At 55.1% G+C, this 17,071-nt stretch carries 18 protein-coding genes; 12 read left to right on the top strand and 6 right to left on the bottom strand.

Annotated elements, in window-relative coordinates; all coding sequences use genetic code 11:
- The first annotated feature begins 281 nt into the window (after positions 1-281).
- Positions 282-947 (top strand): HAD family hydrolase, encoded by a 666-nt coding sequence (locus ACS0RQ_RS15990; protein ID WP_271849401.1) that lies wholly within the window; start codon positions 282-284, stop codon positions 945-947.
- A 4-nt stretch (positions 948-951) separates the two neighbouring features.
- Here the strand turns inward: ACS0RQ_RS15990 and phnE (ACS0RQ_RS15985) are convergent, their stop codons facing one another.
- The 4 genes from phnE (ACS0RQ_RS15985) to phnC all read right to left on the bottom strand — a co-directional run bounded on the left by phnE (ACS0RQ_RS15985) (position 952) and on the right by phnC (position 4,608).
- On the bottom strand, positions 952-1,833 hold the full coding sequence (gene phnE / locus ACS0RQ_RS15985) for a phosphonate ABC transporter, permease protein PhnE (protein WP_271849402.1): 882 nt from the start codon (positions 1,831-1,833) through the stop codon (positions 952-954).
- Positions 1,830-2,699, bottom strand: coding sequence for a phosphonate ABC transporter, permease protein PhnE (gene phnE / locus ACS0RQ_RS15980; protein WP_271849403.1), 870 nt, complete (start codon positions 2,697-2,699; stop codon positions 1,830-1,832). Before phnE (ACS0RQ_RS15980) ends, phnE (ACS0RQ_RS15985) begins: the two co-directional genes overlap by 4 nt.
- Before the next feature lie 89 nt (positions 2,700-2,788).
- Positions 2,789-3,730: a phosphonate ABC transporter substrate-binding protein gene (gene phnD, locus ACS0RQ_RS15975; protein ID WP_107224548.1), complete on the bottom strand. Its 942-nt coding sequence runs from the start codon at positions 3,728-3,730 to the stop codon at positions 2,789-2,791.
- A 35-nt stretch (positions 3,731-3,765) separates the two neighbouring features.
- A complete protein-coding gene (phnC, locus tag ACS0RQ_RS15970; RefSeq protein WP_271849404.1) occupies positions 3,766-4,608 on the bottom strand; it encodes a phosphonate ABC transporter ATP-binding protein in 843 nt (280 codons plus the stop codon).
- Between the two features lie 432 nt (positions 4,609-5,040).
- Here phnC and ACS0RQ_RS15965 point away from each other — a divergent pair, with 432 nt between their 5' ends.
- The 8 genes from ACS0RQ_RS15965 (at position 5,041) to ACS0RQ_RS15930 (ending at position 11,867) form a co-directional block, all read left to right on the top strand.
- The gene (locus ACS0RQ_RS15965; protein WP_271849405.1) at positions 5,041-5,421 is read left to right on the top strand and encodes a DUF8812 domain-containing protein; all 381 of its coding nucleotides are present in this window, start codon (positions 5,041-5,043) and stop codon (positions 5,419-5,421) included.
- Entirely contained in the window at positions 5,418-5,876 is a 459-nt protein-coding gene (locus ACS0RQ_RS15960) for a DUF1311 domain-containing protein (protein ID WP_271849406.1), read from the top strand. Before ACS0RQ_RS15965 ends, ACS0RQ_RS15960 begins: the two co-directional genes overlap by 4 nt.
- A gap of 95 nt (positions 5,877-5,971) precedes the next feature.
- A complete protein-coding gene (locus ACS0RQ_RS15955; protein ID WP_271849407.1) occupies positions 5,972-6,172 on the top strand; it encodes a hypothetical protein in 201 nt (66 codons plus the stop codon).
- 121 nt (positions 6,173-6,293) lie between these two features.
- On the top strand, positions 6,294-6,749 hold the full coding sequence (locus ACS0RQ_RS15950; RefSeq protein ID WP_071196112.1) for a MarR family transcriptional regulator: 456 nt from the start codon (positions 6,294-6,296) through the stop codon (positions 6,747-6,749).
- A 27-nt stretch (positions 6,750-6,776) separates the two neighbouring features.
- Entirely contained in the window at positions 6,777-7,967 is a 1,191-nt protein-coding gene (locus ACS0RQ_RS15945) for an HlyD family secretion protein (RefSeq protein ID WP_039079400.1), read from the top strand.
- Between the two features lie 10 nt (positions 7,968-7,977).
- Entirely contained in the window at positions 7,978-9,516 is a 1,539-nt protein-coding gene (locus ACS0RQ_RS15940; RefSeq protein ID WP_039079399.1) for a DHA2 family efflux MFS transporter permease subunit, read from the top strand.
- 325 nt (positions 9,517-9,841) lie between these two features.
- Positions 9,842-11,074, top strand: a complete 1,233-nt coding sequence (locus ACS0RQ_RS15935; protein ID WP_271849408.1) for an MFS transporter — start codon at positions 9,842-9,844, stop codon at positions 11,072-11,074.
- 112 nt (positions 11,075-11,186) lie between these two features.
- Positions 11,187-11,867 (top strand): transporter substrate-binding domain-containing protein, encoded by a 681-nt coding sequence (locus ACS0RQ_RS15930; RefSeq protein WP_271849409.1) that lies wholly within the window; start codon positions 11,187-11,189, stop codon positions 11,865-11,867.
- Between the two features lie 20 nt (positions 11,868-11,887).
- Here ACS0RQ_RS15930 and ACS0RQ_RS15925 read toward each other — a convergent pair whose 3' ends face one another.
- Entirely contained in the window at positions 11,888-12,844 is a 957-nt protein-coding gene (locus ACS0RQ_RS15925; protein ID WP_108701482.1) for an AraC family transcriptional regulator, read from the bottom strand.
- Between the two features lie 113 nt (positions 12,845-12,957).
- On the opposite strand from ACS0RQ_RS15925, the gene ACS0RQ_RS15920 reads away from it, so the two are divergent.
- Positions 12,958-14,151: an MFS transporter gene (locus ACS0RQ_RS15920; RefSeq protein WP_271849410.1), complete on the top strand. Its 1,194-nt coding sequence runs from the start codon at positions 12,958-12,960 to the stop codon at positions 14,149-14,151.
- Between the two features lie 97 nt (positions 14,152-14,248).
- Here ACS0RQ_RS15920 and ACS0RQ_RS15915 read toward each other — a convergent pair whose 3' ends face one another.
- Positions 14,249-15,262, bottom strand: a complete 1,014-nt coding sequence (locus ACS0RQ_RS15915) for an aldo/keto reductase (protein ID WP_271849411.1) — start codon at positions 15,260-15,262, stop codon at positions 14,249-14,251.
- 102 nt (positions 15,263-15,364) lie between these two features.
- Between ACS0RQ_RS15915 and ACS0RQ_RS15910 the strand changes: the two genes are divergently transcribed.
- Entirely contained in the window at positions 15,365-16,246 is an 882-nt protein-coding gene (locus ACS0RQ_RS15910; RefSeq protein ID WP_271849412.1) for a LysR family transcriptional regulator, read from the top strand.
- 56 nt (positions 16,247-16,302) lie between these two features.
- Complete coding sequence (locus ACS0RQ_RS15905) at positions 16,303-17,070, top strand: phosphotransferase (RefSeq protein WP_334634391.1); 768 nt, start codon at positions 16,303-16,305, stop codon at positions 17,068-17,070.
- The last annotated feature ends 1 nt before the right edge of the window (position 17,071 follow it).

The following is a 17,071-nucleotide window of genomic DNA, read 5'->3' as shown; positions in this document are numbered from 1 at the left end:
TACACTGCTTCCAGTTAGAGGTATTTGAATGAATCTACAGATTTGATAGTCAATTCCTTTCTTATAAGCAACACGGTTTGTGTGGAATTAAAATAAAAACGGCTCTTATTGACTCATCATTGATCAAGACGGGTACAAAGCGGTATTGCCCCGATCACAAGCGTGTGCCTGTTTTTGTAAAATCGCCATTTTTCAATGCATAAAAAATGCGCCGCTCAACATCGTGATGTCATATATTTTTGTCAGTCTGTGCGTCCAAAACGGACAAAAAGGAAGCCACAATGTCGCAACCGCTTTACGTATTCGATCTGGACAATACACTGATAGATGGCGACAGCAGCACCATCTTTAGCCGTTTTCTGGTCCGCGAAGGGTATGTCAGCGACCCGGAATATTTGCTGCATGAAGAACGCCTGATGCTCGATTACGCACGGGGGGAGATGGATCTGCAGGAATACGTTGCGCTGATCCTCTCTCCGCTCATCGGACTCAGCCGCGATGACGTTGACCAACTGGTGGCGCGCTGTGTGCAAACCGACATCCGTCCGCGTATTTACCCGCAGGCGCTCGCGCTTATCCAGTCATTACAGGCGCAACATCAGCCGATGTTGATTATCTCGGCCTCCGTCAGCCTGCTGGTGAAGGCAATCGCGCCTGTGCTGGGCATCCAGCATGCCATTGGTATTGAGGTCAAAATGGATAACGACCGCTATACCGACATCATTGACGGCACCCCGAGCTATCAGGAGGGCAAAATCACCTGCCTTCACCACTGGCTCGACGCGCATCCGCAAGCCAATGGTCCGCTGACGTTTTACACCGATTCAATTAATGATCTGCCCCTGTGTCTGCGTGCCGACGAGGTTTTTCTGGTCAATCCCTGTTCACAGCTTGCCGCCCAGGGAGAACAGCACCGTTGGCCGGTGCTGAACTGGCGTCTGGACTAACCCGTTACGGCGCTTTATAAAGCGGAACCGGCTTTCCGGTGATATAGCGGCGTCGCAACCAGGCGGACGCCGCATCCATCGCCATCACGATCGCCACCAGAATCAGGGTGATGAACATCACCACATCCCAGTTCCACAGGCGCATGTTTTCGGCGTAAATCAGGCCGATCCCGCCCGCGCCGACAAAGCCCAGCACCGCCGCTGACCGGGTATTCGATTCAATCTGGTAGAGGCTGAGCGACAGAAACGTGGGGAAGGACTGGGTAAAAGTACTAAAGCGGTGTTTTTGCAGACCGCTGGCACCGACAGCCGTCAGCCCGCGTGCCGGTGAGCGGTCCACCGCCTCGTGGTTTTCCGCATACAGACGTCCCAGCAATCCGGTGTCCTGCATGATGATCGCCAGCACCCCGGCCAGTGGCCCAAGCCCCACGGCCCTGACAAAGATAAGCCCCCAGATAGCCATATCAACACCGCGCAACATATCGAACAGGCGACGCATCAAAAACGCCACCACGCCGGCGATACCGCCTTTCATAATATTACGTGCGGCAAAGAAGGAGAGCAGCAGCGCGATAAAGGTGGCGGTCAGGGTCCCGGCAAAGACGATGGCGAGCGTCATGGCAATTTGGGTGAAGTAGTAGCGAAACGGCCAGTGCATAAAGTCATGCCAGACAAACATACGCAGGATATAACGGCCAATTTGCGTGATGCCGTTGAAGGCCTGATCGGCGGGAATGCCGAACTGGGCAAAAAACCAGACGTAATAGAGCAACCCCGCCAGGGCAATCAGACCAAGACGGCGCAAATAACGCCCCTGCGCCTGAAACAATGTTTTATGCTGCTGACGGCTTAATGCCACATCGGGTGCGGCCTGCCAGTGACTCATTTTCCACCCTCCAGCACCCACTGGCGCAGACGGCCAGACAGGGTATCCAGCGCCGCAACGACGACAATAATCAGCAATAGCGTGATGCTGACCTGATCGTAGCGGTCAAGTTTGATATTGGTCATCAGCTCCTGGCCGATGCCGCCAGCGCCCACCAGCCCCAGAATGGTGGAGGAGCGGAAGTTGATCTCAAGGCGCATAAACCCATAGGAGAGAAAAAGGGGCTTCACCTGTGGCCACAGGGCGAAGCGGACGCGCTGAAAATGGCTCGCGCCACAGGCGGCCAGACCGCGCACGGGGCGGTCATTAGCGCTTTCAATCGCTTCGTAGAAGAGCTTGGTCAGACTACCAACGGTATGCAGCATAAGCGCCAGAAAACCGGGGATCGCGCCAATACCAAAGGCCATCACAAAGATAACCGCCCACGCCAGTTCCGGCATGGTACGTAAAAATGCCACCAGCGCACGGATACCAAAACGGACCAGCGGCGGCGACCAGGTGTTACCTGCCGCCAAAAAAGCGAATGCCGTTGCCAGGACAAACGATATTAGCGAGGCTGCCAGCGCCAGTTGCAGGGTTTCCCAGATAAGCGGCAACTGGATAGGCAGGCGATAGCCCCAGTAGGCCAGCGAGCCCTTTGTGTGGCTGTCGGCAAAGAGCGTGGATACATGCAGTGTCGGCATGGTCTCCCGCATGTAGTCGAAGAAATTCGGCAGTGAATGCCAGATGGTGTTCAGGTTAAATTCCGCTGCGTTTCCGGCAGTAAAATAGAGTACGAGTAAGACAAGCGACCAGGCGACCGTGTCACGTTTCTGGCGCATTCGGATGTTCTGGTAATACTGCTCAAACGACATATTCGTGTTCATGGCTAACCGGTCTCAGGCGGAGACAACATTCGAACAAAAGCCCCGGGCGTTGAGCCTGGGGCTATTTTTTTAACGCACGTGAGTGCGAATTAACGTGCGGTCACCAGCTCACGTTTCATATCGATAATCTGTTTGTAATCTTCCACGCTGCCAGGACCGATGTGCTGGGTGCCGCCCATCGCCTTGACAAAACAGGCATGGTCGTCGGTATCCAGTTTTTTGATGGCGGTGACCACTTTGGCTTTAAAATCAGCCGGCAGGCTATTGCTCACCAGAATAGGACCGTTCGGGATCAGCGGTGATTTCCAGATAATGCGGATCTGTTTCATCAGATCCGGATGATCCATACGAATCAGGCGGTTAAACGCGCCCACGCTGTAGCCGGAGTTATAGTCTCCGACCATGGAAGTCCAGGTTACTGCGCCCGCGAACTGATTGTTCAGTACACCCAGAATGTCCTGCTCGTGGCCGCCGGAGAAGGTGACGCTGGAGAAGAAGTTGTTGTATTTGTTGTCGGCAGTGCCGCCGAACTGCTGTTTGAACGTCTGGTTCGGGATCAGGAAGCCAGAGGTGGAATCCGGATCAGCGAAGCCGAACGGTTTGCCTTTCAGGTCTTCCAGTTTCTTATACGGGCTGTCTGCTTTGACGATAACCACAGAATAATAGCCGCGCGACTGGTCTTTATCGTCCACGGCGAGGCCCACAATATCCACCGCTTTCGGGTTGTTGATATAGACGGAGGCATACGATGCAGGCGACATGCTCAGCACCACGTCGACTTTGCCGCCCAATAAGCCCTGAATAACGCCAGAGTAGTCAGACGAGTTACGCAATTTGGTGTCGACGCTCAGTTCCTTGTCCAGAAAGTCTTTTACGCACTGGTTATCGCCAATTTGCTGGGTGGCGTTCTGCCCGCCGAGGATACCCAGATTTAATTCCTTCGGTTGTTCAGCCGCGTTCACCTGCCACGCCAGCAGAAGACCTGTCATCAATGCCGATAAACGTAATGCGCCTGAAATATGCTTTTTCATTGTCATTGCCTGTGTCGTCTCAATTGAAGGAAGAATTAATGCAGTTGACTTATTTCATCACCATAAAGCGTGTGCAAAACATCCTGTGTCAGCGCAGAAGGGGAGGCGTCAAAAACAATCCGTCCCTGTGCAACACCGATAACGCGCGTGCAGTATTCCTTTACCAGTTCCACGGAATGCAGGTTTACCATCACGCTGATGCCTTGCTCACTCACTTCTCGTAACACGCGCATAATGCGCTGCGTATTTTTGGGATCCAGCGAGGCGACGGGTTCATCCGCCAGTAAAATCGAGGGGTTTTGAATTAACGCCCGACAAATTGCCACGCGCTGCATCTGACCGCCGGAAAGGGTTTCCGCACGTTGCAGCGCGTGCGGCAGCATGTTGAGCCACTCCAGCAGCGCAATAGCTTTCGCGCGATCTTCGGCTGTAAAGACTTTGAACAACGACTTAAAGCTTGAGGTCTGGCTAAGCCTGCCCAGTAGCACGTTGGTCAGCACGTCGAGACGCGGCACCAGGCAAAAGTCCTGAAAAATCATCCCGCACTGGCTGCGCCACTGGCTCAGCTCGCGGCCTTTAAGGCGAGAAACATCGCGCGGTAGACCGACATCGGGGAAACTCAGGATCTCACCGGATGTCGCGCTGTGCGTTCCGTTGAGCACATGCAACAGGGTGGATTTACCGGCGCCGGAGCGGCCAATCACACCGACCATCTCACCGCTGTGCAGGTCAAAGCTGATGTCCTGTAACACGGTCTGATGGTTGTTGTAGGATTTGCTTAAGTTTTTGACGCTCAGCACTTTATGCAGCGGGGCGCTGTGCAAGTGGTGCGACGAGGGCGCCAGGGTTTCCGGGTGTTCTGCCAGTGCGCTGTTCATGTGTCATCCAGATTTTTCACGAGAATGCCCAACATTACGGGGATTGCGTGTGATCGTTTTATGATGAAACAGAGAACAAATAATGAACGGGGCGAAAACGTCCTGGGTGTAAAGCTATTGAAAAAGCATAAAACGATAAGGTCGTTATGGGCGAGGGGCGGACGCTGCCATCAACTTCAGCTATTTTGATTTACGAAGTTGTGCTTACGGTTTACTCCCGGTAGAAGCTGGCAAGAAACATCAGTTGTTTTTCTTATCGCATCATGCATGAGTGGACAGCAATTTCGACTAAAGGAGGAATCAGTGTCACATTCGTCATCAAGAAGAAAAGTTTTAGACATAGAAGGCCTTCTTGTGCACAGAGCGTCACACGCACGGAGTTGCGCTAGCCACGTAGCGAACAGATTGGGAATCACCCGCAGCGAACTATTGATGAAGGTTGAGAAAGAGACAGGCGCAAGTCTGATTTCGCCGCTTACAAAAGCTGAGTTAATGAAAGCGTTTAACTTTGGTAAGCTAAGCTATGTGCAGCAAATTGAATTATTCAAACGTTCTTATTTAGAGAAAAAGAATTACGCCAAACCTTTTTATGAAAAAACAGCAGCAAAAAAAACGAACGCACCCTCATGGGATCAACTCGACCAGAAAATAAAAGATGTCGTTGTCGATATTTTTTACCAGGGCATAAGACATCCAGCAAGCTTAATCGAGGCTGCAATTGCTGGCAGAACAGCGCTTATTAACTTCATCCGGGAAGATTTATCACTAATGCGTTATGAGCCTACAAGACACAGAATCAGGTATTTACAATGAAGAAAATAGTGTTAGCGATTATTTTGTTGGCTTTAGCTCCGTCAGCCTTCAGTGCTGAAAAAGCAGATGTTATCGCCGGGCCAGAAACTGATACTTGTTGGCATAATAATGCTGACCGTGGAAAAGCTTCTGAATGCTTACACGCTCTTAGTGACAAAAGCAATAAAAGCATGGATGAGTTAATTGCCAAAACAGTCGGGCAAATAAAGGCAAACAATACTGGGCCCGTATATAAAAGTCAGGATCCTCAACTGACCATTGGTGATGTCTTCAGTAAGCTTTTCCTGGAGTCGCAAAATTCATGGAAAGAGTATCGCAAGAACTTCTGTTTAGGCGTTGGGTCGCAAATCGGTGAGGATACCTATGATTACTGGCCCTATATTTATCAGTGCCAAATCAACCTTAATAAGCGGCATACTGAAGAGATAAAAATGCTGCATGCCGATGAAGAGTGAGGTTAGTAAGTGAGTGTAGTTGCCTGCTGACTGACTTTTTGTAGTTCAGCAGGCTTAATCCCGTTAATGGATTGATTTGATGACATGATGTTTTCATGCTGGTGGGCGGCGTGATGGTGATGAGCATTGCGTTCTTTGCCAAAGGCTTCGGCAAAATCGGGTGGTGCATCCTCACCAATATGTCACCGAATGAAATCCTGGGCGCTGTCTCCTGTCTGTTTATCACTGAAACGCTGAAACGTCTGCAAATCGACCCGCCGACCCACCGAAAACGGCGCAACAGTATCCGGCTATAAGCGCAGCGGCGCGAAACGCACCATTCAGAATGTATAGATTTGTGCTCTTTTGCTGACACCACGTTGACAAACATTTGCCTGGTCAGTAATTTCATTTGTAATTATTGACCAGGCAAATAACATGAAAGACGTTACAGATACCCCTAATCCTAAGCTCCATCTCGGCTTACTGATTCATCTGGCGAACCAGTTTAAAGACCAGCTTATCAGCCACTTTTTTGCCGACACGGATATCACCGCTGCGCAATTTAAAGTCCTGATCAGCATTTACAAAGGTTTCAACAGCCCGCTTGAAGTCAGCAAAAATTTGTTGATGGATGCCGGGGCCATGAGCCGGATGCTCGAGCGGATGGTGAAGCGCGAACTGATCCTGCGCACTCCCAATCCAGAAGACAAACGTCAGGTTATCCTGGCGCTGACTGAGAAAGGGCAGAAAATTTGCGATCGCTTTCAGAACGAAGCGCTGTCTTCCATTCTTGGCTCGCTGACTGCCCGTCTGACCCCAGAAGAATCCCGCCTGCTGGTACAGCTATTGATAAAAATGCTGCCAGACGAGGCCACCAAACCCCATCGTTAAGTTGTCCTGAATAAGGTTACGATAAAGATGCAAAATTCATCTGCACAGTCATCTGCACAACCAGAACGCGCACCCAGCAAACGTAAGCGCAACTTCGCCATACTGCTGGTGATCCTGGTGCTTATTGCCGCCGGGTGCCTGGCATGGTACTTCCTGTATGCCCGTTATTACGAAACCACTGACGATGCCTACGTTAATGCCAACCTCGTGACACTGACCCCGCAAATTGCCGGAACGGTCACCCAGGTCGCCGTTGATGAAGGGGATTACGTCACCAAAGGCCAGCCGCTGGTATTGCTCGACCCCAGCGACACGCAAATTGCCCTGCAACAGGCGGAAGCCAACCTGGCCAGCACCGTGCGTCAGGTCCGTGGTCTGTACAGCACCGCAGACAACTACCGCGCTCAGGTGGCGGCGAAAAAAGTGGCCCTGCAAACCGCGCAGAACGACTTCGCGCGTCGACAGAAGATTTTTGCCAGCGGGGCGATTGCGGCAGAAGATATGTCGCACTATCGCGATGCCGTGGCCACGGCGCAGAGTGATTTAGCGGCGGCGCAACAGGCGTTGAGTACCAACCTGGCGATGGTGGATGACACGGTCATCGACAGCCACCCGGAAATCAAAAGCGCGGTGGCAACCCTGCGCCAGCGCTATCTGGATAACGCCCGTAGCACCATTGTGGCGCCGGTCAGCGGTTTTGTGGCGAAACGCGCGGTCCAGTTGGGGATGCGTGTTGACTCCGGCACGACACTGATGTCGATCGTCCCGCTGGATCAGGTCTGGGTGGATGCCAACTTCAAAGAGAGCCAGATGAACACCATGCGTCTGGGGCAGAAGGTAGTCCTGACCGCCGATCTGTACGGCGATAAAGTGGAATATCAGGGCACCATTGAGAGCTTAGGTATTGGTACCGGCAGCGCGTTCTCGTTGCTGCCGGCCCAGAATGCCAGCGGCAACTGGATCAAAATCGTTCAGCGTCTGCCGGTGCGTATAACCCTCGACCCGCACGATATGGAGAAACATCCGCTGCGTGTCGGGCTGTCGATGTTTGCCAAAGTGGATATCCGCGACACCGAAGGCCATCTGCTGCCGCAAAAAACGGTCGCAGCACCGCGCTTTACCACCGATGTGTACCAGAACGCGCTGGATAAAGCCGATCAGATGGTGGCGAAAATCCTTCATGACAACAGTCAGTCCGTAGCGGCAAACAGCCGCTAAGAGGGGCGTTATGCAAGATAAGGCGGCCTTTACGCCACCCAGCCTGCTGCTCGCCACCATTGCGCTGTCGCTGGCGACTTTCATGCAGGTGCTGGATACCACCATCGCCAACGTGGCGTTGCCGACCATCGCCGGCAACCTTGGCGTGAGTTCGGACCAGGGGACCTGGGTTATCACCTCGTTTGCAGTCTGCAATGCCATCGCACTGCCGTTGACCGGGTGGTTTACCCGGCGCTTTGGGCAACTTAAGCTGTTTGTCGGATCGGTCACACTGTTTACTCTGACCTCGTTCCTGTGCGGCTTTGCCCATAGCATGACCGAGTTGATTATCTTCCGTGCGCTGCAGGGGTTTTTCGCCGGGCCCATGTTCCCGATGTGCCAGACGCTGCTGCTGGTTATCTTCCCGACCACCAAACGCAGCATGGCGCTGGCGCTGCTGTCGATGGTGACCGTGGTGGCGCCCATCGTCGGGCCGATTACCGGGGGCTGGATCACCGATAACTACTCCTGGCCGTGGATTTTCTATATCAACGTGCCGATCGGTATTTTTGCGGCCATCGTCGTGTGGACGCAGTTGCGCGAACGTGAGGAGACCACCACGCACGCCCCCATTGATTACATCGGCATTATGCTGCTGGTGCTGGGGGTGGGTCTGTTGCAGGTGGTGCTGGATAAAGGCAACGATCTCGACTGGTTCTCGTCGACCGAGATCATTGTTATGTCGGTGATCTCAGCGATTGCGCTGGTCTCCTTTGTGATTTGGGAGCTTGGCGAGCGCCATCCGATTGTGAACCTGCGGCTGTTTGCCGACCGCAACTTCGCCATCGGCACCACCACACTGATGCTCGGCTACGCGGCGTTTTTTGCCATCAACATTATTCTGCCGCAGTGGCTGCAAACCCAGATGGGCTACACCGCGATCTGGGCGGGGCTGGCGGCGGCGCCGATGGGCTTCCTGCCGCTGCTACTTACGCCTATCGTGGGGCGTTATGCCAACCGGGTCGATCTGCGGATTCTGGCGTCGCTGTCGTTCCTGACCATGGGAGTGTCGTGTCTGCTGCGTGCGCAGTTCAACACCAGCGTGGATTTTCGCACTATCGCCGAAGTGCAGATGTTTATGGGTATCGGTGTGGCGCTGTTCTTTATGCCGATCACCACGATCGTGCTGTCGAACCTGCACGGCAATGAAGTGGCGGAAGGCTCCGGTCTGGCGACGTTCTTCCGCGTGCTGGGAGGTTCTTTTGCCTCGTCGCTGACGACCTGGCTGTGGTCGCGGCGTGAGGTATTTCACCATGCGAATCTGACCGAGAGTGTCTCGGTGTATCACCCGCCTGCCATGGATTACCTCAATAAGATGGGTGGCGTCACGCAGCAGCACCTTGCCGCGGTGGATAAAACCATCGAACAGCAGGCCTATATGATGTCGACCATCGACTATTTCTGGCTGTTGGGGTGGGGGTTCATGGTGCTGGTGGTGATTATCTGGTTTGCGAAACCGCCGTTTATTCGCGCCGGTGCGCCGGGGGCAGCGCCAGCTGCGGGGCATTAATAAGAGTGAGAAGGGACGTTATATTAGCGAGAAGGAAAGGTTCCGTTCACGACACAGCCATTTTGGACGCAATGAAACTCGGGGCTAACAGCGATGGGGCCGCGGGGATGGTGCAGGGGGCCGCGGTGGCCCCCTTTACCCGTTCACGAGGGTGAGCGTGACGGAGTTCGCATGAGTTTTCGTGAACGGAACCTGGTCCACTTAACGGACATGTACTGAATAATGCTATGCGCATCCCGGGCGCTACAGCATTCACTAAACGGGAACCAGGAATCACCGCCGGGCAAACATCATGCCCTGGCTTACCACTTTTATAGGATTTTCTATGGCACCACTGTTGTCCGGCAACGATGGCCGTTTACTGCAACATCGCTCATTCGTCTCGTTCTGGCTGGCGCGCACCAGCTCAAGCTTCGGCTTTCAGATGTTGTCTATCATCGTTGGCTGGCAAATCTATTCGCAAACCCACAGTGCCTTTTGGCTGGGCATGATAGGCCTGGTGCAATTTTTCCCTTCCGTTATTCTCGCACTGCCCGCCGGGCACATTGCCGACCAGTTTGATCGCCGTCGGGTCGTGATGTTTGGCCAGATACTGGAATGGGCGGCCATTGCGCTCCTCGCCTGGCTGACCTGGAAAGGGGATGCCAGCGTTGGGGTGATCCTGTCGCTGATTTTTATTATCTCTTCGGCGAAAACCCTTGAATCACCGGCGATGATCTCAATGCTACCTGCACTGGTGCCCACCTCGATTTTGCCGCGTGCTACGGCCGCCAACGCGGTATCCGGCCAGGCGGCGCAGATTGTCGGGCCTGCGCTGGGCGGTTTCCTGTATGCGGCTGGTGCGGAGGTGGTTTATGCGGTGACGGCGGGGCTGTATCTGCTCTCGTTAATGCTGGTGCTGACGTTGCGCTATGCGCAGGCGCTGCCGCCGCGTACCCCGCCGACGCTTTCCTCACTGTTTGCCGGTGTCGATTTTATCCGTAAGCGCCCGGATGTCTTAGGGGTCATCTCCCTCGATCTCTTTGCCGTCCTGCTGGGCGGGGCAAAGGCGCTACTGCCGATTTTCGCTCACGATGTGCTGCACACCGGCCCCATTGGTCTGGGTGTGCTGCGTAGCGCCCCTGCCGTGGGGGCGTTGTTGATGGGCTTCTGGTTAAGTCATCGTGCGCTTAAGCGCAATGTCGGGATGATCATGTTTATGAGTGTGGCGGGGTTTGGTGTTGCCACGCTGGTTTTCGCACTGTCGAGCTGGATGTGGCTGTCGCTGCTGGCGCTTTTTGCGCTGGGCGGCTGTGATATGGTCAGCATGGTCATTCGTGGCTCGCTGGTACAACTCGACACGCCGGATGAGATGCGCGGGCGCGTCAACGCGGTGAACTCCATTTTTATCAATACCTCAAATCAATTGGGTGAGTTCGAGTCCGGGATGCTTGCCGCCTGGCTTGGTGCCGTGCCTGCTGCGGCCATTGGCGGTATCGGAACGCTGGTGGTGGTGGCGCTGTGGATGAAGTGGTTCCCTAATCTTCGTAAGCGCCAGCGGCTGGAAAGTGGGGCGTAGCAATAAGGCGCGGGCAATTCAATTGCAGATTGCCCGCGCATGACGAACGGCCTGTTGCTATCTTTTCCTGACGGGAGAACCGATCACACCGTGTTGCGCACAGGAGAAGCTCATGTCAGATGAAACGTTACCCACCCTGCGTTTTGCCATCAATTTAGGTAATGCTGTGTTGGCCTCGTTGACGCCTGATGGTCAGCCAGCAGGTATCACCGTTGAACTGGCAAAAGATATCGCCCGTCATCTGCATTACCGCCCGGAATTCATCACTTATCCTGCCGCCGGGAAGGTGGTTGAGGACGCCGGTCAGGACATCTGGGATATTGCCTTTTTGGCAATCGATCCCAAACGCGAGGATCGCCTGCGCTTTACGTCCCCGTATATCACCATTAAAGGGACCTTGCTGGTGCGCGAACAGAGTGACTGGCGAAGCGTTAGCGACATGGATAAGCCGGGTGTCGTCATCAATGTGGGTAAGAACGCGGCCTATGACCTCTGGCTATCACGCGAGTTACATCATGCAACGCTGAACCGCCTTGCATCCTCCCAGGCGGCGATTGATGCTTTTTTAGCGGGGGAAGGTGAGATGGCCGCCGGTATTCGCCAGCCGCTTGAGGCGGCGGCCCAAAACAATCCAGGCTTTCGCGTGTTGCCGGATGATTTCACCGAAATTCAACAGGCCATCTGCGTGGCAAAAGCCGATGATCGGTATTTTGATGCCATAACAGAACGGCTCGCCCGGTTGGGTGAAGAAAACACCTTGTCAGAAATGATTGCCGGACATATGCGCCAGTAGTCTTCAACCGGTGTAAACCCTCATAACTCCGGCTGTGACTGGGCGGCCTCGCGAAGGGCGCCCGGCGGGTGGCCGACAATGCGCTTAAAGGCCCGGCTGAATGCCGCGAGCGAACCATAGCCCAGTCGCAGCGCTACGGTTTCGATAGCCTGGTTTTCATGGCTAATGTACTGGATCGCCAGCCGCATACGTAGCTCGCTGAGATATTTTGCCGGGGTGCTACCGGTGGCAGAGAGGAAACGTTCGGCAAAGACCGAGCGGGATGTTCCTGCCTCTTTTGCCAGGTCCGCCACGCTCCAGTTAATCCCCGGCTGTTGATGCATGGCGTAAATCGCCCGGCTCAGCCGTGGGTCGCGCAGCACCTGCACCCAGCCGGTGGCTTTGCCGCAACCGGCTTCCACCCAACCGCGTACAATCAGCGCTGCGACCACATCCGCCAGCCGCGCCAGGATACCCGCAAACCCGACCTGACGGGTCATTGATTCGCGCTCCATGGCGGCAAGCAGGGGGTGAATTTCCGGCCAGGTTGACATCAGCTTACTGACCATCATGACTTCCGGCATCGCTTTAATCAGCGGCTGCATCCCGCCCAGTTCGAAATCCATACATCCGCTGAATATCACCACGTTTTCACTGCCTTTGCAGGGTTCGCAGGTGATTTGGCAGACCGAGCCGCAAATGGCTTCGCCGTGAAATGCGGAGACCGGCGTCGCCGTCGCGTTGTCATCCGAGAGCAGGGCATGAGCGTTGCCGTTGGGAATAAACAGCGCATCGCCGCTGTTGAGCGCAAAACGGGTACCGCTCTCCATCCGTAATACCGCCGGGCCACGGCTAACGAAATGAAACTGTGCTTTGCCGGGCGCGGCGTCGAAGGCGAAACCGAACGGCGCGCTGGCCTCAAAGCGGCGGTATTTCACGCCAGAAAGGCGCATACCGCGCAGTAACTCGCTGATGAGATCGGGTGTCTGAACCGCCATCGCTACAACTCCGGACGAATTATCAATAATTGGAGATTATATGTCATAGATCGTCCGTGGGGAACTTCCTATGCTTTGCGACACAGGTCACATTTTATGACGGGAGAGAACAAATGAATGCAGATGTTGCGGCGAGAGAGGTGACTGCGCCCGTAAAACCCGCCTGGCGAGCCGTCTATTCACTGGGGCTTGGGGTGTTTGGTTTGATTACCGCCGAGTTTTTACCCGCCAGTTTATTGACGCCCATGGCGGCGAGTCTGGGGGTAAGCGAAGGGATGGCCGGGCAGGCGGTGACCGCCACGGCACTGGTGGCACTGCTGAGTGGGCTGTTGATTGCCGCCGCCACGAAAAATATTGACCGTCGCTGGGTGCTGATTTTCTTTTCGATATTGCAAATCATCTCCAGTCTGCTGGTGGCCTTTGCCCCCTCGCTGCATGTATTGCTGCTTGGGCGTCTGCTGTTAGGCGTGGCGATTGGTGGCTTCTGGGCGATGTCGACCGCCACCGCGCTAAGGCTGGTACCCATCGCCCAGGTGCCAAAAGCGCTGGCGATTATCTTTTCCAGCGTGTCGGTTGCAACAGTCGTCGCCGCACCGCTCGGCAGCTATCTGGGCAGCATTATAGGCTGGCGTAATGTCTTTCTTCTTTCAACCGCACCGAGCGCGCTGGCGCTGCTGTGGCAATTATGGGTGCTGCCATCCATGAAACCGGAACACAGTAGCAGCCTGAGCGCACTGTTTCGCGTACTGCGTCGACCGGGCATGGTGGGCGGGATGCTGGCGAGTATTCTGATTTTCAGCGGCCATTTTGCTTTCTTCACCTATCTGCGACCTTTTCTGGAGACCGTCGGGCAGGTGAGTGTGGAGAGCATTTCGTTGATCCTGTTGGGATTTGGGCTGGCAAACTTTGTCGGCACCTCCCTCGCCGGGCATCTGCTATCGCGCAATTTACATCTGACCCTGGCGCTGGTGCCGTTTGGAATGGGGCTGATGGCGGTTGCGATGGTACTGTTTGGGCATCTGGCGTTGCTGGATGGCTTGCTGGTTACCCTGTGGGGATTCGCTTTTGGCATGGTGCCGGTAGGCTGGAGCACCTGGCTTGCGACGACCGTGCCGGATGAGGCGGAAAGCGCGGGCGGGCTGCTGGTGGCATCGGTGCAGCTTGCCATTGGCGCGGGCGCGGCAGGCGGTGGGGCAATATTCGACGTCAGCGGGGCAAGCGGTGTCTTCACCGGCAGCGGGTTACTGCTGCTGACGGCGATGTTCATTGTATTTATCGGCGTGCGGACAAAACCGCTCGCCGCATAAATATCCGGTAAAACAGCGCGCTTTGTGCCGGATGAACAGCCCAAAGCGCTGAGTGAGACAGTGGCAACCTTTTCTATTAAGGATAAAGGGAGGCTATTCAGGACGCCGTTTCTTCTGGCACGTTGGTGCCCATGCCTTCGGGCAGAAACGGCGCGATTTCGGCCAGTTCGTCCTCGCTCAGTCTGAACCCGGCAGCACCCAGCAGACCGTCGACCTGTGCCGGGCGGCGCGCGCCGACAATCGCACCGGATATAGCAGGCTGTCTCAACACCCAGGCAATCGCCACCGCAGCGGGTGTCAGCCCGTGGCGATCGCCTATCCGACGGAAGGTCTCCACCAACGCAAGGTTTTGGGTCAGCCGTGGCTCCCGAAAGTCCGGACTGCGGGTTTTGCGCCAGTCGTCATCGGGGAGGCGGGCGATGCGTTCACGCGTCATCGCGCCGCTCAGCAGACCTGATTGCAGGGTGGAATAGGCGATGACGCCGACACCCGTTTCCTCACAGAAGGGCAGGATGTCGGATTCGATCTCGCGCATGAGTGCTGAATAAGGCGGCTGGAGTGAGGCAATCTCCGTAACGGCCTGGGCGCGCTTGAGTTGTGTGACGTCAAAATTGGAGACACCGATGGCGCGGATTTTTCCTTGCTGACGAGCCCTGGCCAGCACCGAGAGCGCCTCCTCAATGCCGTCATCCGGGCCGTCTGCCGGGAAGGCAGGCCAGTGGATCTGATACAGATCGATAGTTTCTGTCCGAAGGCGGCGCAGGCTTTCGTCAATCTCCCGAAGCAACGAATCCGGCGCCAGGGAGTGCGAAATCTGCCGACTTATCGGATCCCAGACCAGGCTGCCTTTGGTGAAGACTAACGGGCGGCGCGAAGCCGGCACCCGGCGCAGCAGTCTTCCGACAATTTCCTCGGCATGACCCAGACCGTAAACGGCGGCGGTGTCGATCCAGTTCACGCCGCGTTCCACGGCGCATTCCAGCGCGGACAGGCTTTCTTCGTCATCCTGCGCTCCCCAGCCAAATTCCCAGCCCGCCCCCGCGATGGCCCAGGTTCCCAGCCCGATAGGTGAGATAGTGAAATCGGCATTCCCCAGTTTTCTGTGCTGCATGGTTTAACTCCTCAATCAAGTAGACGGCGCCAGTGTGTCACGGTAGATAGCAGGCGATAAGCCATGATATGTTTGATGAACTACTGAATAATTCTCATCAATATGACAATCGATCTGCATGAACTTGACGCCTTTGAAGCCGTGGCACGGCATCGCAGCTTCCGTAAAGCGGCCGCTGAGCGAGGTGTCTCTGCCTCGGCCCTGAGCCACGCCATGCGTGGACTTGAAGAGCGACTGGGCGTGCGTCTGCTCCACCGCACCACCCGCAGCGTTACACCCACCGAGGCAGGCCATCGCCTGTTGGCCCGGCTCGCTCCCGCTTTGCGTGATGTCGCCGATGCGCTCGCCGACGTGACGGCGTTACAGGCGGTACCCGCAGGGACGCTGCGTCTGAACGTACCGCGTCCGGCGGCCTGGCTGGTGTTGGCCCCGATACTGGCGGGATTTGTGGCGAAGTATCCGTGCGTAAAAGTTGACGTTGTGACTGACGACGGCCTGGCTGATATCGTGGACAGTGGCTTTGACGCGGGTATCCGTTTTGGCGAAAGCCTGGCCGGAGATATGGTGGCTGTTCCTGTCGGTCCGCCGCAGCGCTTCGTTTGTGTTGCGTCGCCGTCTTACCTGAAATTGCATGACGCGCCGAAAACGCCGGACGAACTGCTGGACCACGCCTGCATTTGCCGCCGTTTCCCAAGTGGCCGCCACTATCACTGGGAATTTCTGGTCTCAGGAAAATCGCTGACCGTTGCTGTTGCTGGCCCATTGGTGTTCGACGACGATATGTTAATGATTCAGGCTGCACGCGACGGTGCAGGCATTGCTTACGTTTACGAGGCGATGGTGAGAGAAGAGGTAGCCGCGGGTCGGTTGGTGTCTGTACTGAATAGCTTCAGCGCGACGCCGGGGCGATTTTTCCTCTACTACTCCGGTCGGCGGAATCTGCCGACTGCGTTGCGGGCCTTTGTCGATTTTATTCGCGTATAAGCGGCATCGCTTTAAACACCGGAGTACCAGAAAAATACCCACTGAGGGAGTAAGCTATGTCAGTTGAAAATCTATCCCGGATGGGGGTAGCCAGAGTGGCGCTTCTTGTGGATGAAGCGGGTTATCAGTTCATCGAGAAATGTCCTGTTGGTGAGGTGGAGTACCATTTTTATCAACAGGCTGCCAATGCGCTCACCCACGCAGGCGTTGCGGTACCAAAACTGTTATCTGCCGATCCTGACTTACGCAGGCTAAGACTGGAATATATCCCCTGTGAGGTTGACCAGGATGAGGTCTGTGGAGATGAAATACTCGCTACGCTGGGAAACTTACATCGATACGCCGGCAGTTCGCAATGGCTTTACCACAACCATGCATGGTCAGACTCCGCGCTTGAGCACGCTCTTCTGCTCCTGGCATTACCCGACAAAAGTGCGAGACAGCTTCGGCACTTCCGGCAGTGTAGTGATGTTTTGTTTGGTTATCAGAGTCTGATTTCTGGCGATAGCAATGCCGGTAATTGGGGAAGAAGAGCGAACGGTGATGTTGTGCTTTTCGACTGGGAAAGGTTTGGAAGAGGAAGTCCGGCCATCGATCTGGCTCCCCTTATAAAAGGAATGGGAACGAAACACGCATTTACTGATCTTGCCGAACGCTATTGCCAGTTATCGGGTCAGCGTAACTCCACAGCGCTGGCGAGGGAAATGGCTATTGCTAAAGCATGGATCGTCACCGAAGTGATTACGCTGCTTTATGAGCGGAAAAAATCAACCTTTCCTTTGTATCTTAACTGGGCTTTGTTGAATAAATCGAACTTTTGCTGAG

The sequence above is a fragment of the Phytobacter diazotrophicus genome, from assembly GCF_052061655.1.
Taxonomy (GTDB): domain Bacteria; phylum Pseudomonadota; class Gammaproteobacteria; order Enterobacterales; family Enterobacteriaceae; genus Phytobacter; species Phytobacter diazotrophicus.
The sequence above is the reverse complement of the archived record's forward strand: the minus strand, read 5'-3'. Positions and strand labels throughout refer to the sequence as shown.

Coding starts and splice junctions, on each gene's coding strand:
- phnE (WP_271849402.1), bottom strand. CDS start 1,833: ATGAGTCACTGGCAGGCCGCACCCGATGTGGCATTAAGCCGTCAGCAG.
- ACS0RQ_RS15935 (WP_271849408.1), top strand. CDS start 9,842: ATGGCACCACTGTTGTCCGGCAACGATGGCCGTTTACTGCAACATCGC.
- ACS0RQ_RS15925 (WP_108701482.1), bottom strand. CDS start 12,844: ATGGCGGTTCAGACACCCGATCTCATCAGCGAGTTACTGCGCGGTATG.
- ACS0RQ_RS15915 (WP_271849411.1), bottom strand. CDS start 15,262: ATGCAGCACAGAAAACTGGGGAATGCCGATTTCACTATCTCACCTATC.
- ACS0RQ_RS15960 (WP_271849406.1), top strand. CDS start 5,418: ATGAAGAAAATAGTGTTAGCGATTATTTTGTTGGCTTTAGCTCCGTCA.
- ACS0RQ_RS15950 (WP_071196112.1), top strand. CDS start 6,294: ATGAAAGACGTTACAGATACCCCTAATCCTAAGCTCCATCTCGGCTTA.
- phnE (WP_271849403.1), bottom strand. CDS start 2,699: ATGAACACGAATATGTCGTTTGAGCAGTATTACCAGAACATCCGAATG.
- ACS0RQ_RS15930 (WP_271849409.1), top strand. CDS start 11,187: ATGTCAGATGAAACGTTACCCACCCTGCGTTTTGCCATCAATTTAGGT.
- ACS0RQ_RS15945 (WP_039079400.1), top strand. CDS start 6,777: ATGCAAAATTCATCTGCACAGTCATCTGCACAACCAGAACGCGCACCC.
- phnC (WP_271849404.1), bottom strand. CDS start 4,608: ATGAACAGCGCACTGGCAGAACACCCGGAAACCCTGGCGCCCTCGTCG.
- ACS0RQ_RS15990 (WP_271849401.1), top strand. CDS start 282: ATGTCGCAACCGCTTTACGTATTCGATCTGGACAATACACTGATAGAT.
- ACS0RQ_RS15940 (WP_039079399.1), top strand. CDS start 7,978: ATGCAAGATAAGGCGGCCTTTACGCCACCCAGCCTGCTGCTCGCCACC.
- ACS0RQ_RS15955 (WP_271849407.1), top strand. CDS start 5,972: ATGCTGGTGGGCGGCGTGATGGTGATGAGCATTGCGTTCTTTGCCAAA.
- ACS0RQ_RS15910 (WP_271849412.1), top strand. CDS start 15,365: ATGACAATCGATCTGCATGAACTTGACGCCTTTGAAGCCGTGGCACGG.
- ACS0RQ_RS15905 (WP_334634391.1), top strand. CDS start 16,303: ATGTCAGTTGAAAATCTATCCCGGATGGGGGTAGCCAGAGTGGCGCTT.
- ACS0RQ_RS15920 (WP_271849410.1), top strand. CDS start 12,958: ATGAATGCAGATGTTGCGGCGAGAGAGGTGACTGCGCCCGTAAAACCC.
- phnD (WP_107224548.1), bottom strand. CDS start 3,730: ATGAAAAAGCATATTTCAGGCGCATTACGTTTATCGGCATTGATGACA.
- ACS0RQ_RS15965 (WP_271849405.1), top strand. CDS start 5,041: ATGAAGGTTGAGAAAGAGACAGGCGCAAGTCTGATTTCGCCGCTTACA.